We start from the raw sequence: 15223 nt of genomic DNA on the forward strand, positions 1-15223 counted from the left end.
GGAGGTTGCCCGGAGGTCACCGGGAATCCACGTGGGTGATGATGGAAGTGCATCGCGAACATCGCCCCGCTGAAGAACCAGGGAGCCTTCATGGCACCGCGCATCCTGCTCGCCCGGCACGGCCAGACCGAGTGGTCACTGCTAGGACGTCACACCGGCAGGACGGACATCCCCCTCCTCGAAGAGGGCCGACGCGGCGCCAAGCTGCTCGGCGCACGCCTGCAGCGGGGGCCGTGGGCCGGGCTCGACGGGGTCGAGGTGCGCACCAGCCCGCTGGTGCGGGCCCGGGAGACCTGCGACCTGGCCGGCTTCGGCGACCGCGCGGAGGACTGGGACGCCCTCATGGAGTGGGACTACGGCGCCTACGAGGGCCTGACGCCGGACGAGATCAAGGCCGGCCGGCCGGACTGGTTCATCTGGCGCGACGGCGTGGCCGAGGGCGAGACCATGGCCGAGCTGTCGGCGCGGGCGGACCAGGTCGTGGAGTGGGCCCGCTCGGCCGACCGAGACGTCCTGGTCTTCGCCCACGGGCACATCCTGCGGTCCATCGGCGCCCGCTGGCTCGGCGAGGACGTGTCCTTCGCCGCCCGCATCCGCCTCGATCCGACCAGCCTGTCGGTCCTGGGCTGGGCCTACGGCGACCCGGCGATCGAGCGCTGGAACGACACCGGGCACCTGGAGTAGCGGAGGCCGTCCGGGCGCGCGCCGCTCAGTATCCGGCGGCCGCCGTCCGGGCGCGCGCCGCTCAGTACGCGGCGAGCACCCGCCGGGTCTCGGCGAGCATCGTGCGGATCCGGGCGGACTCGACGCCGTCCAGCGAGGACTCCACCCGGCGCACCTCCGCCTCGGCCTCGTCGGGGCGGCCCGCGCGGGCGAGGTCGCCGGCCAGCTGGGCCCGGTAGAGGGCCAGGTTGCGGGCGAAGTGCGGGTTCTGCAGGACCGTGGCGCGCTGGGCGTGCCGGGCCGCGCGGGACCAGTCGCCGAGCAGCGACCAGCACTGCGCCTCCAGAGCCTCCAGTTCCGGCTCGCCGAAGAAGGACATCCACTCGGGGTCGCTGTCCCTGGGGCCCCGCTCGAAGTGCCCGTGGGCGCGGCCGAGGGCCTGCGCGCAGGCCGAGCGGTCACCGAGGCCGGCCCACGCGCCGGCCTCCCGCAGGGTGAGCAGGGCGAGCAGCCGGGCGGAGGCGAGCGGCCGGGCCGCCCGCAGTCCGGCCTGCGCGGCCCGGACCGCCTCCCGGTACCGGCCGCAGTCCCGGGCCAGGAACGAGGTGTTGCAGAAGGCGTGCGCCTCCAGGGCGGCGTCGCCGGCCACCCGCGCGGTCGCGAGGGCCTCGGCGTAGTGCGAGCGGGCGTCGTCGCGGCGGCCCGAGTCATGGGCGAGCCAGCCGACGGAGATGGCCAGCTCACCTGCGCCGTTGTGCAGCCGGTCGGCCGTGGAGCGGCGGGCGGTGACGCCCGCGTCGAGCAGGGCGTAGGCGGTGCGCAGCGGCTGGGTGGCGCGCTGGTAGAGGCCTTCGGCGCCGTGCCGGTCGTCGAGCAGACGGATCTGCCGTACGGCGTCCTCGACGGCGCGGACCTCGGTGTCGCCGACACGGTGGGCGCCACGGGGGGCGGGGATCGCGGCGGCGACGGTGCCGCTGCCGAGTCCCAGCGAGGCGGCCGCCAGGGTGGCGGTTCCGCCGGTCATGAATGCGCGACGCAGCACGTCGCTCTCCTCATCGTTCCGGGTGGTGATGGCGAGGGGTGACGGTTCCCCGGCCGCCACGGCGGCCGGCCGCCGGCCCCGAACGGTCTCCCGCGCCGAGAACCCCAGGTCCGCAAGGGTGAGTCCGGGGAACATGTGCAGGAAGACCCGCTCGTACGCGTAGTTCGGGCAACGGATCTCGCCCGCCTCCACGCGCCCGATGTAGCGGGCGTCGCATGCGACCTGCTCGCCGATCTCCCGCGCGGCCCGGCGGACGATCGCGGCGAACTCCGCCGGCGAGCGCTGTCCGCGGAGTCTGCGGAAGGCGAGATTGGGAACTGCCCGTGACAACGCCATGGCCGAGCCCTCTCCTGGTGCTGCCGGTGTTCCGGCGGGGCAAGAACGTACCTGCTGTGACCGGCCGCGTACGCAGGGTTTGGCAACAAATCGGATATCTCGCACGTGATCTGCCATGAACTGCCATCCTTTGCGGCGGCGTGCCGCCGTAGCCGTTGACGCGTACCGGCGTTGAACCATGCGGAGAGACGGAACGTGTCTCCTCTTGAGCGAGGAGGGGTCCCATGGTGGAGACCGAAGCGTCGCAGTCGACCGAGCGGCACAGGCCCACGCAGGACGCGAGCGCGTCCCTCGCGTCGCGCGCCGGCGCGGGCGGCCCCCGCTCGGGCGAAGCCGAGAGCCTCGGGGACTGCGACCTGGTGACCGTCCCGGCCCGGCAGGGCCTGGAGGCCGTGGACATCCTGCGCCGGGGCGGCGCGCCCGCGGTGGGCCCCGTGCTGCACGACGGCGCCTGCGACACCCTCGGCTTCCTGGTGCCGCCCGGCACGGCGGCGGCCTGGGACATGCCGGGCAGCGCCTGTACGAGGACCGACGGGCGCGGGCTGCGGCTGCCGGAGCTGCCGGAGCTGCCCGGCCCGGACGGCGTCACCCCGCGCCCGGCGGACTGGCTGCTGCCGCCGGGCGACAGCGGCGAGGTCACCGACCCGGCGATGCTGCGCGCGGCCCTCGGCCAGGCCGCCCGGCTGATCGAGGCGGCGGACGGCTGCCGCTGAGCGCCCGGGTGCCGGGACGGCCGTCGGGCGGCCGCGGCACCGGACGCGGCCGGTCGTGCGCCTCCCCGCGTCCCTTCGGGGCGCCCCCGCGCGTCACCTGGCCCGATAATGGGGCACGTGGCCAGGAACAAGCAGCGGGAACGGGCGGCGGGAGCCGTGGCGGTCGTCGAGACCGTCGACGGCGGGCTCGCCGAACTCATACCCGACCGTGAGCGGCCCCGCGGGTGGACGCTGCTCATCGACGGCGCACCGCAGTCGCACGTCGATCTCGACGACCCCGCGCACCTCTCCTTCGAGTACCAGCGCCGGCTCGGCCACATCGCCGATCTGGCCGCCCCGCCGAACAAGCCGCTCCAGGTCCTGCACCTCGGCGGCGGCGCCTTCACCCTCGCCCGGTACGTGGCCGCCACCCGGCCCCGCTCCACGCAGCAGATCGTGGAGCTCGACGGATCCCTCGTGCAGCTGGTCCGCCGGGAGCTGCCGCTCGACTCCTCGGCGCGCATCCGGGTCCGCTCCACCGACGCCCGCGCCGGGCTCGGCAAGGTCCAGGACGGCTGGGCCGACCTGATCATCGCCGACGTGTTCAGCGGGGCCCGTACGCCCGCGCACCTGACCAGCACCGAGTTCCTGGCCGAGGTCCGGCGGGTGCTGCGGCCCGGCGGCTTCTACGCGGCGAACCTCGCCGACGGCCCGCCGCTGGCCCATCTACGCGGCCAGATCGCCACCGCCGCCACGGTCTTCCCCGAGCTGGCGCTGGTCGCCGACCCGACCGTGCTGCGCGGCCGGCGCTTCGGCAACGCCGTGCTGCTCGCCTCGGACCGGGAGCTGCCGGTGGCCGAGCTGACCCGGCGGGTGGCGACCGACCCGCATCCGGGGCGGGTCGAGCACGGCCGGGCGCTCGCCGACTTCACGGGCGGCGCGGCGCCGGTCACCGACGCGAGCGCCAAGCCCTCGCCCGTACCGCCGGCGTCCGTCTTCCGCTGAGCCCGCGCCGGGTGCCGCCGAGCCCACTGAGCCCGCGCCGGGTGCCGCCGAGCCCACTGAGCCCGCGCCGGGTTTCCGCCGGGCCCGCTGAGCCCGCGCCGGGTTCCGCCGGGTCCGCTCAGCCCAAGCAGTCTCCGCCGGGCCCGCTGAGCCCGCGCCGTCTTCCGCCGGGCCCGGGCCGGGTCACCGCTCGTCGATCTCCACGCGCGGCGCGGTGTCGTGCCACACGCAGAAGACGGAGATCTCCCGGCCGTCCTTGGTGAAGGTCACCCGGATCCAGGTGGGCTGCTTCCACACCTGCATCTGCCAGCCCGAGCCGGGCGTGGCGGAGACCAGCTCGGCCGAGGACGGGCCGAGGTCGAAGACGACCCGGCCGCCGTCCGTGCCGTAGCTCTTGACGCTGCCGGTGTCCCCGGTGCCCTCGCCGGGGCCGCCCGGCGTGGTCCGCGGGGCGGTGGGCCGGCGGGTGGGCGCGGTGGACGCCGTCCTCGTCGGTCGGGCGGTGGACGGCGTGGCCGTCGGGGTCGCCGAGGGCGACCCGGGGCTGTGCGTCGAGGAGGTCAGCGGGTCCGTGCCGGTGCCGCCGCCCGCGGCGGCCAGGGTGCCGGAGGGGATGGGCAGGGCCCGCGGCGGGTCGTAGACCGTGCCGGCCAGCACCGTGTGCACGCCCCACCAGGAGAGCGTGACGGCGCCGCCCGTGGCGAGCGACCACGCCAGCGCGTGAACCAGTCCTCTTCGCATCCGGCTCATCCTGCCATCACCCGAATGGCGTACGGTGCCGCCCATGGCAAGTGTGCTCGTGGTCGAGGACGACCAGTTCGTGCGCTCCGCCCTCATCCGGCACCTGACCGAGGCCTCCCACACCGTGAGAAGCGTCGGTACGGCCCTGGAGGCGCTGCGCGAGGTCGCCCATCTCCGTTTCGACGTGGTCATCCTCGACCTCGGACTGCCCGATCTGGACGGCGCCGAGGCGCTGAAGATGCTGCGCGGGATCACCGACGTGCCCGTGATCATCGCGACCGCCCGCGACGACGAGGCGGAGATCGTCCGGCTGCTCAACGACGGGGCGGACGACTACCTCACCAAGCCGTTCTCCGTGGAGCACCTGTCCGCCCGCATGGCGGCGGTGCTGCGCCGGTCCCGCGCCTCGGCGGGGGAGGCGCCGCCCTCCCGGGAGCTGCGGGTCGGCGGGCTCGCCATCGACCCGCTGCGCCGCCAGGCCGCGCTCGACGGAACGGCCCTCGACCTGACCCGGCGCGAGTTCGACCTGCTGGCCTTCCTCGCCGGCCGGCCCGGGGTGGTGGTGTCCCGCAAGGAGCTGCTCGCCGAGGTGTGGCAGCAGGCGTACGGGGACGACCAGACCATCGACGTCCATCTGTCCTGGCTGCGGCGGAAACTGGGGGAGACGGCCGCCCGCCCCCGCTATCTGCACACCCTGCGCGGGGTGGGCGTGAAGCTCGAACCCCCGGTCGGCACCGGGGAGTCCCAGCCGTGAGATGGGCCCTGGTCAAGGTGTCGCTCGCGGTGACCGCGATGGTCGTCGTCGCCTTCGCCGTGCCGCTCGGTCTGGTCGTCAAGGAGATGGCCCGCGACCGGGCGTTCTCCAACGCCGAGCGGCGGGCCGCCGGTCTCGCGCCGGTCCTCGCGATCACCACCGACCGCGAACAGCTGGAGCGGGCCGTCGCCACCACCGACGACGGGGCCGAGGGCCGGCTCGCCGTCCACCTCCCGTCCCCCGGCGAACCCGCCGGCCGGGGCGAGGAGATCGGCACCCGGCGGGCCAGCGACGAGGACCTGGCCACCACCAGGACGCTCGGCCGGGCCACCATCGCCGAGGTGCCGGGCGGCTCCGCGCTGCTCCAGCCCACCGCGGTCAGCTCCGGACAGGTCGCGATCGTCGAACTCTTCGTCCCCGAGGGCGAGGTCAGCAACGGCGTCGCCACCGCCTGGCTGGTCCTCGCCGCCGTCGGCGTCGCCCTGATCGTCGGCTCCGTGGCCGTCGCCGACCGGCTCGGCCTGCGCATGGTCCAGCCCGCCCAGCGGCTCGCCCGCGCCGCCCACGACCTGGGCGAGGGCAGGCTGGGCGCCCGCGTCCGCGAGGAGGGGCCGCCCGAGCTCAAGTCGGCCGCCGTCGCCTTCAACTCGATGGCCGACCAGGTCGTCCAGCTGCTCGCCAACGAGCGGGAGCTGGCCGCCGACCTGTCGCACCGGCTGCGCACCCCGCTCACCGTGCTCCGGCTCAACGCGGCCTCGCTGGGCTCCGGCCCGGCGGCCGACCAGACCCGGGCCGCCGTCGAGCAGCTGGAGCGCGAGGTCGACACCATCATCCGCACCGCCCGCGAGGCCAAGCCGCAGACCCAGGCCACCACGGCCGTGGCCGGCTGCGACGCGGCCGAAGTGGTGCGCGAGCGGATGGACTTCTGGTCGGCGCTCGCCGAGGACGAGGACCGCAAGGTGCGGGTCGCGGGGATCGAGCGGCCGGTCCGGATCCCGGTCGCCCGGCCCGAGCTCGGCGCGGCGCTCGACGCCCTGCTCGGCAACGTCTTCCGGCACACCCCGGAGGGCACCGCCTTCTCCGTCGACCTCCACAACGGCGAGGACGCCGTGATCATCCTGGTCTCGGACGCGGGCCCCGGCATCCCCGACCCCGCCGCCGCGCTCGCCCGCGGCGCGGGCAGCGGCCGCGCCGGCTCCACCGGCCTCGGCCTGGACATCGTCCGGCGCATGGCCGAGTCCACCGGCGGCGACGTCCGGATCGGGCACTCCGTGCTCGGCGGCACCGAGGTGCGGATCTGGATCGGGCTGGGCGAACGGGGCGCCCGCACCCCTGCGGGGCGCCGCGGCCGCCGCCGTGGCCGCTGAACCTTTAGTCCCTCCGATGCCTCCCTTAAGCGGACCCTAAGAATCCTCAACCCCGGTCCGCTCGTGGTCATTTGTCCGTTCGCCGGTCGCTAGCGTGCTGCCGCACCCCCTCGTCCACCACCCCCGGCACACAGAGGCAGGCACGCCATGGGCACCCGTTCGCACCGGCGCAGGACCAGCGGCAGGACCAAGGTCGTCGGCGCGGTCGTCGCCGTCGCGGTGATCGGCGGCGCGGCCTTCGCGCTCTCCGGCACCGCCCAGGCCGCGTCCGTCGGCGCCGCCTACACCAGGACCAGCTCCTGGACCGGCGGCTACACCGGCCAGTACGTCGTCACCAACGAGACCTCCGCCCCGCAGTCCGACTGGACCCTGGAGTTCGACCTCCCCGCGGGCACCGTCATCGGCTCCCTCTGGAACGGCGAGCACACCGTCTCCGGCCGGCACGTCACCGTGAAGCCCGCGAGCTGGAACAAGCAGCTCGCCCCCGGCCAGTCCGTCACCGTCGGCTTCGTGACCTCCGCCGCCGGCGCGGCCGGCGACCCCGTCAACTGCCTCATCAACAAGGCCGCCTGCTCGGCCGGCGGGCCCACCCCCACCCCGAGCGGCCGCCCCACCGGACAGCCCACCGCGACCGCCACCCCCACGGCCACGGCGACCCCCACCAGGACCGCCACGCCCACCCCGACCAAGACCGCGACCGCGACCCCCATGCCGACGCCGACGGCCACCACCACGCCCGCCGGGTCGGCCCGCTTCGCCCCGTACGTCGACACCTCCCTCTACCCGTCCTACGACCTGCTCGCCACCGCCGACGGGACCGGGGTGAAGGAGTTCAACCTCGCCTTCATCACCTCCGGCGGCAGCTGCGCCCCCCTGTGGGGCGGCGTCACGGACCTGGCCTCCGACAAGGTCGCCGCCCAGATCGGCGCCCTGCGGGCCAAGGGCGGCGACGTCCGGGTCTCCTTCGGCGGCGCGGCCGGCCACGAGCTGGCGCTCAACTGCCAGAGCACCGCCTCCCTCGCCGCCGCGTACGGCAAGGTCATCGACCAGTACAAGCTCACCAAGGTCGACTTCGACATCGAGGGCGCCGCGCTGCCGGACACCGCCGCCAACACCCGCCGCGCCCAGGCCATCGCCCAGCTCCAGAAGTCCCACCCGGGCCTGAACGTCTCCTTCACCCTGCCGGTCATGCCCGAGGGCCTGACCCAGCCGGGCGTCGACCTGCTCGCCGACGCGAAGCGGAACGGGGTCCGCGTGGACGCCGTGAACATCATGGCGATGGACTACGGGCCGGCCTACAGCGCCGACATGGGCCAGTACGCGATCTCGGCCGCCACCGCCACCCAGGCCCAGATCAAGGGTGTCCTCGGCCTGTCCGACGCGGCGGCCTGGAAGGCCGTCGCCGTCACCCCGATGATCGGCGTCAACGACGTCGCCTCCGAGGTCTTCAGGGTCGACGACGCGACCCAGCTGGTCGACTTCGCGCGCTCGAAGGGCATCGGCTGGCTGTCGATGTGGTCCTCGACCCGCGACAAGCAGTGCGCGGCCGGCGCGGTCAACTACGCGGACGCCACCTGCTCCTCGATCCTCCAGCAGCCGCTCGCCTTCACCAAGGCCTTCGCCGCCTACCGGTAGCCGCCACGAGCCGCCGGAAGCCCCCCACCCACGGCGGTGCGGGACCCCCTGGTCCTCGGACCCCCTGGCCCCCCACCCCCGGCGGTACGGACCCCCCGGTCCCCCCACACCGCGCGCCCCGGACGGAACCACCCCACCGCCGTCCGGGGCGCGCCCCTGCGCCCGGTCTAGCCGGCCGTCGCCGTTCGCCACTCCTCCGCGTAGTCGTTGAAGATGGCCCGCAGGTGGTGGCCGATCTTCAGGTAGTCCAGGTCGTCGAGGTTCGCGAGCGAGATCCGTACCGACCACTCGGGGCCGTCGAAGCCGCCGCCGTTCAGCAGCACCACGCCGGTCTGCTCGGCGAGCCGGAAGAGCGGGTCGACCGGCTCGTAGTTCTTCTCCAGGAAGTCCGCGAAGTCCTTCCCGTGCACCCGTTCCGCCTCCGCCAGCAGATCGAGCTCGATGTAGTAGCCGGCCCGCTCGGCGTCCTCGGCGATCTTCATCTGGGCGCCTTCGAGGAGCAGTTCGAGCCGCTGCCGGACGATCCCGCGGACGCGCTCCTTGTAGGCCTGGCCCTCCTCCACCATGGCGAAGAGGGAGAAGAGGCTCATCATGACCTGCTGCGGCAGCGAGAGCCCGGCCGTGTGGTTGAGCGCGACCTGACGTGAGTCCGCGACCAGCCGGTCGATGAACCGGATCTTCCCCGGTTCGACGGACAGCGAGCCGTACCGCCGGTCCAGGCGCTCCTTCTCGCCCTCCGGGAGCGCGGCGATCATCCGGTCGATCACGTTGTCGTCGTTGAGCCCGATGACCCCGAGCCGCCAGCCCGTCGCTCCGTAGTGCTTGGAGTACGAGTAGACGAGCAGCGTGTTCTGCGGCAGGTCGGCCGCGATCGAGCGGAAGCCGGGCACGAAGGTGCCGTAGACGTCGTCCGTCACGATCACCAGGTGGGGGTTCTTCGTGGCGACCAGCTCCTTGATCTGGTCCGCGACCCGCCGGCTCAGCGCGAGCGACGGCGGGTTGGAGGGGTTGACCATGCACAGCAGCTTGATCGACGGGTCCTCCAGCTTCGCGACCTCCTCCGTCGGGTAGCGCCACTCGCGCACGCCCGTCTCCGCGAAGAGCGAGGCCTCCACGTGCACCACGTCGAACTCGTACGTGTCGAGCGCGGGGATCTCGATGTACGGCGTGAAGACCGGCACCATCAGGGCGATCTTGTCGCCCTTCTTCAGGATCCCGTTCCTCACCAGGGAGTCGAAGACGTAGCACATGGCGGCGGTGCCGCCCTCGGTCGCGAAGTACGAGACGTTCCCCGCCGGCGGACGCCCGTCGAAGATCTCGTCGTCGACGTAGCCGCGGACGATCTGCTCGGCGTGCGGGAGGATCCGGTCCGGCACGGGGTAGTTGTCGCCGATCGAGCTGTCGGCCAGCTCGTGCACGAAGGCGTCCTTGTCGAAGCCGAAGCGCTCGACCGCGTACTCCACGCACTTCCGCAGGAGGTCGACGCCCGGCAGGTCCGGGTGCTGCCGTACGAAGGTGTCGAACCGCGCGCCCGAGCCCGTCTCCTCGGGCATGCCGCCCAGGTCGTCGGCGGTCCACACCCGGCGTGACTCGGCGAGCGCGAAGTAGCCGAGGGCGTGGAAGGCCTCGCGCGGACCCGTCGCCGTCCAGTTCGGGTTGCCGCGGCCCGCGTTGAGCATCTGGACCTGGGTCTTGCCCTTCTGACCCGGCTGGTCGGCCTGCGCCGCGCGGGCGAGCCGGATGAACGTGTCCTTCAGCTCGAACGGCGACAGCTGCGCGTAGGACTTGATCTCGTCGCGCGTGAACGTGGTCTTGGGCATGTCGGTCCTTACGTGCGTCAGGGGTGGGGGAGGACGGCCACGGGGCTCCGGGGCGGGACTGTGCCGCGCCGCTCGCCCCGCTCAGGCCCCGAGGATGCCGACGAGCAGCGGGCCGGTCAGGGGCAGCAGGAAGTTGGACAGGGCGTAGGTGATCGTGTAGCCGAGCATGGGCACCGAGCTCTGGGCGACCTGGGTGACCGAGGTGATCGCCGGGGTGGAGCACTGCTGTCCGGCGATGGCGCCGATGAGCAGCGGTGGCTCGATCCCCAGCAGCCGGCGCCCCACGAGGAGCGAGAGCGTGGCGGGTACGAGGACCATCACGATGCCGGCGAACGGCAGCAGCGCGCCGTACTCCTTGAGCAGCGGCCCCGCCTGGGGGCCGGAGACCAGTCCGGTGCAGGCGATGAAGACCGCCAGGCCCATGTCCTTCAGGGTGCTCGCGGCCTGCGGCGGGAAGGCGCCGAAGGTCTGGCTGCGGGAGCGGAACCAGCCGAAGAGCAGACCGGAGACCAGGCAGCCGCCGCCGGTGCCGAGGGACAGCGGCACGCCGCCGAACTTCACCACGATCTGCCCGAGGAGCGAGCCGACGACGATGCCGGCGCCCAGGTAGACGAAGTCGGTGGCATCGTTCCGCACCACCGAGCCGATCTTCTGCACCAGGCGGCCGAGCCCGGAGCGGGCGCCCACCAGGGTGAGCACGTCGCCGCGGTGCACCTCGGTCTCGGGGGTGGCGGGCAGCACCTGGTCGCCGCGCTGCACCTCGGTGACGTAGACGCCGCTGTCACGGAGCTCGGCGTGCTCCTTGCGCAGCCCGTCGAGGGTCTTGCCGGACACCGACGGGTCGGTGAGGGAGACCTGCGCGGTGGCGAGCGGGGTGTCGAGGCCGGGCACCGCCGGGGTCTCGGGGCCGATCAGCCGGCCCGCCTCGATGATGTTGGCCCGGCGGCCCACCATGAGGACGAGGTCGGAGAGGGTGAGCTCGAAGTCCGGCGGCGGGGGAGTGAGCACCTTGCTGCCCCGTTTCACCGCCTCGACGGTGACCCGGCTGCCGTTGCGGTGCTCCAGCTGGGAGACGGTGGCGCCGTCCGCGATCGTGACCAGGAACGTACGGCCCACCATGCCGGGCAGCGCCTCGCGCTCGTCCGACTCGAGGCCGCCGGAGCCGCCGCGCATCCGCTCCCACAGGGCGCGCGAGGACTCGCGCAGGTCGATCCGCAGGATCATCGGCATGAGCTGGCTGGTGTAGATCACGATGGTGACCAGGCCGAAGAGGTAGCAGACGGTGTACGCGGTGGCGACATGGCCCTGGTAGGTGCTGATCTGCGCGGCCGTCAGGCCGTCCAGCTTGCCGATGGCCTCGGTCGCGGTGCCGACCACGGCGGACTCGGTGGCGGCGCCGGCGAGGATGCCGGAGGCGGTGCCGACGTCGAGGTCGAAGGCCTTGGCGAGGCCGTAGGCGATGCCGACGACGGTGACGAGCTCGATGCCGCAGAGGGTGAAGAAGCGCAGGCTCTTCCTGTTGAGGTTGGCGATGAACTGGGGACCGGCCATGTAGCCGAGGGCGAAGATGAAGATCGCGAAGAAGATCGTCTTGACGTCCGCGTCGACCTGGACCTCGGTCCAGGCCCCGAGCAGCAGCGAGACGATCAGGGTGCCGCAGATGCCGCCGAGGGTGATGGGTCCCACGCGCAGCTTCCCGACGAGATAGCCGGCGCCGAGGCAGAGGAAGACGGCGAGTTCGGGGTGGTCCTTGATCACTCCCATAGGGCCTCACCGCACCCGGAAGGGGTGGGGGAATGCGGAGATATCAGGCATAAAGGGACGCTAGCAGCGCCGCCACGAGCGAAGCCCGCCGCCTCGGCCGAAGGAGTGACGTGGGGCGTACCGGGGCCGCCGGGGGTCCGTCCGGGAACACGAAAACGACCGAGGCCCGGTTCTCTCGAACCGGGCCTCGGCCTTCAGGGTGAGTAACGGGACTCGAACCCGCGACATCCTGGACCACAACCAGGTGCTCTACCAGCTGAGCTATACCCACCACGACCGGTCATCTGCCCGAGGGCTTCCCTGACCGGCCGAGAAGAAGTCTACAGGGTCCGAGGGGGTGCTCGCGCACACGTTTCCCCGAGGGGCTCGTGGGCGCGAGCGGCGCGGATCAGAAGTGCTGGTCCCCGGTGATGACGTGCTTGGCCGCGATCTGCTTCGCGGTCTCCGAGTCGGGGCCGGGCTGCGGGACGAAGACCGCCTCGCGGTAGTAGCGGAGCTCGGCGATGGACTCGCGGATGTCGGCGAGCGCGCGGTGGTTGCCGTTCTTCTCCGGACTGTTGAAGTACGCCCTCGGGTACCAGCGGCGGGCCAGCTCCTTGACCGAGGAGACATCGACGATCCGGTAGTGGAGGTGCTTCTCCAGGGCCGGCATGTCCCGGGCGAGGAAGCCGCGGTCCGTGGAGACCGAGTTCCCGCACAGCGGAGCCTTCCCGGGCTCCTTCACGTGCTCGCGGATGTAGGCGAGCACCTGGGCCTCGGCGTCGGCGAGGGTGGTGCCCTCGGCGAGCGCGTCGAGCAGGCCGGAGGCCGTGTGCATCTGGCGCACGATCTCCGGCATGGTCTCCAGGGCCGCGTCCGGCGGGCGGATCACGATGTCCACGCCTTCGCCGAGCACGTTCAGTTCCGAGTCGGTGACCAGCGCGGCCACCTCGATGAGTGCGTCGTCCGTCAGCGAGAGCCCGGTCATCTCGCAGTCGATCCACACCATGCGATCGTTCATGCGTCCTACCTTATGGCCGAAGGGAGCCGCGGCCGAAGAAAAGGCCGCGGCCGGGAAACGGCCGAAGGGCCCCCTGGGACCCGCGGCCGGGAAACGGCCGAAGGGCCCCCTGGGAGGTGTCCTCGGGGGCCCTTCGGTTTCTCGGGGCGCGGCTTGTGGCTCGCGCGGTCTCTAGGGGGCGCTGCGCTGGCCCGGGAGGGCCGGCCGGCCGGGGGCGAAGGCGTCCGACACGGGCTTGCCGGGCTCCAGCGGGTGTCCGGGCCGCCGCGGCATCGTCTGCGCCTGGGCCGGGACGACCGCGTCGAGCACCGCCGTGCCGCCCTCGCCCTGCGGCCGCCGGGCCCGGTACGCGGCCCGGTAGGCGGCCGGCGAGGAGCCCAGCTGGCGCCGGAAGTGCCCGCGCAGGGCCACCGGCGACCGGAAGCCGCAGCGCCCGGCGACCTCGTCGACGGAGTAGTCGGAGGTCTCCAGGAGCCGCTGTGCCTGCAGCACCCGCTGGGTGATCAGCCACTGCAGCGGCGCGGAGCCGGTCAGCGAGCGGAAGCGACGGTCGAAGGTCCGTCGTGACATGTACGCACGGGCCGCCAGGGTCTCCACGTCGAACTGCTCGTGGAGGTGCTCCAGCGCCCAGGCGACGACCTCGGCCAGCGGGTCGGCGCCGATCTCCTCGGGTAAAGACCTGTCGAGGTAGCGCTCCTGACCGCCGCTGCGCCGCGGCGGGACGACCAGCCGGCGCGCCAGGGCGCCCGCGGCCTCCGTGCCGTGGTCGGTCCGCACGATGTGCAGACAGAGATCGATTCCGGCCGCCGTGCCGGCGGAGGTCAGCACGTCGCCGTCGTCGACGAAGAGCTCCCGCGGGTCCACGTGGACCGACGGATAGCGCTTGGCGAGCGTCGGGGCGTACATCCAGTGCGTCGTCGCCGGGCGCCCGTCGAGCAGGCCGGCCGCGGCGAGGACGAACGCCCCGGTGCACAGGCCGACGATGCGCGCGCCCTCCTCGTGGGCCCGGCGGAGCGCCTCGAGCGCCTCCGGGGGCGGCGGCGAGGTGATCGAGCGCCAGGCCGGCACGACGACGGTGCCGGCGCGGCTGATCGCTTCCAGGCCGTACGGCGCGGTGAGTTCGAGCCCGCCCGTGGTCCGCAGGGGGCCTTCCTCGCCGGCGCACACCAGCAGCCGGTAGCGCGGCACCCCCGCGTCCTGGCGGTCGATGCCGAAAACGGAGAGCGGGATGGAGCTCTCGAAGATGGGGCCACCGCTGAACAGCAGTACCGCGACGACTTCGCGACGGCGGCGCCCGGACAGCTTCCGTGCCGCCTCCGGTGCGGCGGAGTGGTCCTGGCTCATGACGCTAAGCCCCCCTCGGTGTTGGCGTCTCCCTGGTCGTGTCGCTGTGCCACGTTTCCCCTCGGTTTTGCACGAGACCCCAGTCTTCGGTATCCATGATCGAATCTACTGCGTCCCGTGGCGCCGGCGTGACAAGTTCTCCTTCCGGCACATTGTCGACATGGCCACTTGGCGTGAAGCATTCGATCGCGAAGCGCAGTCCAGGGCGGCGATGCCTGGACCTACGCGGGTTGAGCGGTCTTCGATCAGCGACGCGCCGGGTGCGGGAACTTGGCTGAAAACATACGGGATCGGCTGTGCGACCCTGTCAACTCCGCGAGTGGTCCCGGGGTCCGCGCGCCCGGTTTCCCCCCTCCCGCGCCTCGGCGAGCAGCCCGCGCTCGGAGCGGCGCAGCAGCATCCGGCAGGCGGCCGTGACCGCGACCAGACCGACCGCCGCGCCGGCCGCCCCGCCCACGGACGTCCCGTAGACGAGCAGCACGACCGGGACGAGCACGCAGCAGAAGGCCGCCCAGCGCACCACGTCGCTCGCCGCGTCCTGCCCCGGACCGCCCGGCGCCCCGTGCCCGGCCGGCACCGACGGCACCGTCGGGACCGCCGGGACCGTCGGCTCCGGCGTCGCCCGGCGGCGGCGCCCGCGACCCCTGGGGGGCCGGGCCGCCGGGGCGGCCCCGGGCGGGACGACGACGGCGGTCACGGTCTCGGCGGCGGCGAGGGCGGCGGCCGCCGAGGCGGCGGGGCGGGCGGTGTCTACGGGGGACGGTGCGGGCACGGGCGGACTCCCTGCGACGGTGGCGTGACCTGTGGAAACGAGGAGTGGAACGTTCCGGTCACTGCGCGCACCGTCCGTTTGGCCCCCGTACGGACACCTGTAGGGCACATCCGGCATTGCGCTACGGCGCGGGGCTCGTGCATGCTCCCTGGAACGCCGTGCGGACGGCGCTCCGACGGCCCTGGGCACGAGAGGAGTGTCGCCGTACCCTTGGGGGTATGGGCTTGGGAAGATGATTCCCGGACACAGCTCCGCCGCCAACCGTTGTTCCGCTCCCCGTCCTTTCCG

13 protein-coding genes and 1 tRNA gene are annotated in these 15223 nt (G+C 73.3%); 6 read left to right on the forward strand and 8 right to left on the reverse strand.

All coding sequences use genetic code 11. From position 1 onward, the window contains the following. Positions 1-90: 90 nt before the first annotated feature. Positions 91-684, forward strand: coding sequence for a histidine phosphatase family protein (locus ACIGXE_RS00875; RefSeq protein WP_399740981.1), 594 nt, complete (start codon positions 91-93; stop codon positions 682-684). Positions 685-745: 61 nt separating this feature from the next. Here ACIGXE_RS00875 and ACIGXE_RS00880 read toward each other — a convergent pair whose 3' ends face one another. Beyond that, complete coding sequence (locus tag ACIGXE_RS00880; protein WP_399740984.1) at positions 746-2041, reverse strand: tetratricopeptide repeat protein; 1296 nt, start codon at positions 2039-2041, stop codon at positions 746-748. A 224-nt stretch (positions 2042-2265) separates the two neighbouring features. Here ACIGXE_RS00880 and ACIGXE_RS00885 point away from each other — a divergent pair, with 224 nt between their 5' ends. Both ACIGXE_RS00885 and ACIGXE_RS00890 read left to right on the forward strand, forming a co-directional pair. After that, on the forward strand, positions 2266-2754 hold the full coding sequence (locus ACIGXE_RS00885; RefSeq protein WP_399740986.1) for a hypothetical protein: 489 nt from the start codon (positions 2266-2268) through the stop codon (positions 2752-2754). 108 nt (positions 2755-2862) lie between these two features. Continuing rightward, positions 2863-3738: a spermidine synthase gene (locus tag ACIGXE_RS00890; protein WP_399740989.1), complete on the forward strand. Its 876-nt coding sequence runs from the start codon at positions 2863-2865 to the stop codon at positions 3736-3738. A 183-nt stretch (positions 3739-3921) separates the two neighbouring features. On the opposite strand, the gene ACIGXE_RS00895 is transcribed toward ACIGXE_RS00890, so the two are convergent. Beyond that, on the reverse strand, positions 3922-4488 hold the full coding sequence (locus ACIGXE_RS00895; RefSeq protein ID WP_399740992.1) for a hypothetical protein: 567 nt from the start codon (positions 4486-4488) through the stop codon (positions 3922-3924). A 34-nt stretch (positions 4489-4522) separates the two neighbouring features. Here ACIGXE_RS00895 and ACIGXE_RS00900 point away from each other — a divergent pair, with 34 nt between their 5' ends. The 3 genes from ACIGXE_RS00900 to ACIGXE_RS00910 all read left to right on the forward strand — a co-directional run bounded on the left by ACIGXE_RS00900 (position 4523) and on the right by ACIGXE_RS00910 (position 8235). Further along, positions 4523-5233, forward strand: a complete 711-nt coding sequence (locus ACIGXE_RS00900; RefSeq protein ID WP_399740994.1) for a response regulator transcription factor — start codon at positions 4523-4525, stop codon at positions 5231-5233. After that, positions 5230-6600: a sensor histidine kinase gene (locus ACIGXE_RS00905; protein WP_399740997.1), complete on the forward strand. Its 1371-nt coding sequence runs from the start codon at positions 5230-5232 to the stop codon at positions 6598-6600. The genes ACIGXE_RS00900 and ACIGXE_RS00905 overlap by 4 nt, the downstream gene beginning before the upstream one ends. A 147-nt stretch (positions 6601-6747) precedes the next feature. After that, complete coding sequence (locus ACIGXE_RS00910; protein ID WP_399740999.1) at positions 6748-8235, forward strand: cellulose binding domain-containing protein; 1488 nt, start codon at positions 6748-6750, stop codon at positions 8233-8235. A gap of 167 nt (positions 8236-8402) precedes the next feature. On the opposite strand, the gene ACIGXE_RS00915 is transcribed toward ACIGXE_RS00910, so the two are convergent. From ACIGXE_RS00915 to ACIGXE_RS00940, 6 genes are all read right to left on the reverse strand, one after another. Continuing rightward, entirely contained in the window at positions 8403-10055 is a 1653-nt protein-coding gene (locus ACIGXE_RS00915; protein WP_399741002.1) for a bifunctional aspartate transaminase/aspartate 4-decarboxylase, read from the reverse strand. Between the two features lie 81 nt (positions 10056-10136). Beyond that, complete coding sequence (gene aspT / locus ACIGXE_RS00920) at positions 10137-11819, reverse strand: aspartate-alanine antiporter (RefSeq protein WP_399741003.1); 1683 nt, start codon at positions 11817-11819, stop codon at positions 10137-10139. Between the two features lie 198 nt (positions 11820-12017). Next, positions 12018-12090, reverse strand: a tRNA-His gene (locus ACIGXE_RS00925). A gap of 117 nt (positions 12091-12207) precedes the next feature. After that, positions 12208-12819, reverse strand: coding sequence for an oligoribonuclease (orn, locus tag ACIGXE_RS00930; protein WP_399741006.1), 612 nt, complete (start codon positions 12817-12819; stop codon positions 12208-12210). Between the two features lie 171 nt (positions 12820-12990). Beyond that, positions 12991-14163 (reverse strand): helix-turn-helix domain-containing protein, encoded by a 1173-nt coding sequence (locus ACIGXE_RS00935; RefSeq protein ID WP_399741008.1) that lies wholly within the window; start codon positions 14161-14163, stop codon positions 12991-12993. A 307-nt stretch (positions 14164-14470) separates the two neighbouring features. Then, positions 14471-14935, reverse strand: a complete 465-nt coding sequence (locus ACIGXE_RS00940) for a hypothetical protein (protein ID WP_399741011.1) — start codon at positions 14933-14935, stop codon at positions 14471-14473. Positions 14936-15223 lie beyond the last annotated feature (288 nt).

Source organism: Streptomyces sp. NPDC053431 (assembly GCF_044544925.1).
Classification (GTDB): Bacteria; Actinomycetota; Actinomycetes; order Streptomycetales; family Streptomycetaceae; genus Streptomyces.

Coding starts and splice junctions, on each gene's coding strand:
- ACIGXE_RS00875 (WP_399740981.1), top strand. CDS start 91: ATGGCACCGCGCATCCTGCTCGCCCGGCACGGCCAGACCGAGTGGTCA.
- ACIGXE_RS00880 (WP_399740984.1), bottom strand. CDS start 2,041: ATGGCGTTGTCACGGGCAGTTCCCAATCTCGCCTTCCGCAGACTCCGC.
- ACIGXE_RS00885 (WP_399740986.1), top strand. CDS start 2,266: ATGGTGGAGACCGAAGCGTCGCAGTCGACCGAGCGGCACAGGCCCACG.
- ACIGXE_RS00890 (WP_399740989.1), top strand. CDS start 2,863: ATGGGGCACGTGGCCAGGAACAAGCAGCGGGAACGGGCGGCGGGAGCC.
- ACIGXE_RS00895 (WP_399740992.1), bottom strand. CDS start 4,488: ATGAGCCGGATGCGAAGAGGACTGGTTCACGCGCTGGCGTGGTCGCTC.
- ACIGXE_RS00900 (WP_399740994.1), top strand. CDS start 4,523: ATGGCAAGTGTGCTCGTGGTCGAGGACGACCAGTTCGTGCGCTCCGCC.
- ACIGXE_RS00910 (WP_399740999.1), top strand. CDS start 6,748: ATGGGCACCCGTTCGCACCGGCGCAGGACCAGCGGCAGGACCAAGGTC.
- ACIGXE_RS00915 (WP_399741002.1), bottom strand. CDS start 10,055: ATGCCCAAGACCACGTTCACGCGCGACGAGATCAAGTCCTACGCGCAG.
- aspT (WP_399741003.1), bottom strand. CDS start 11,819: ATGGGAGTGATCAAGGACCACCCCGAACTCGCCGTCTTCCTCTGCCTC.
- orn (WP_399741006.1), bottom strand. CDS start 12,819: ATGAACGATCGCATGGTGTGGATCGACTGCGAGATGACCGGGCTCTCG.
- ACIGXE_RS00935 (WP_399741008.1), bottom strand. CDS start 14,163: ATGAGCCAGGACCACTCCGCCGCACCGGAGGCGGCACGGAAGCTGTCC.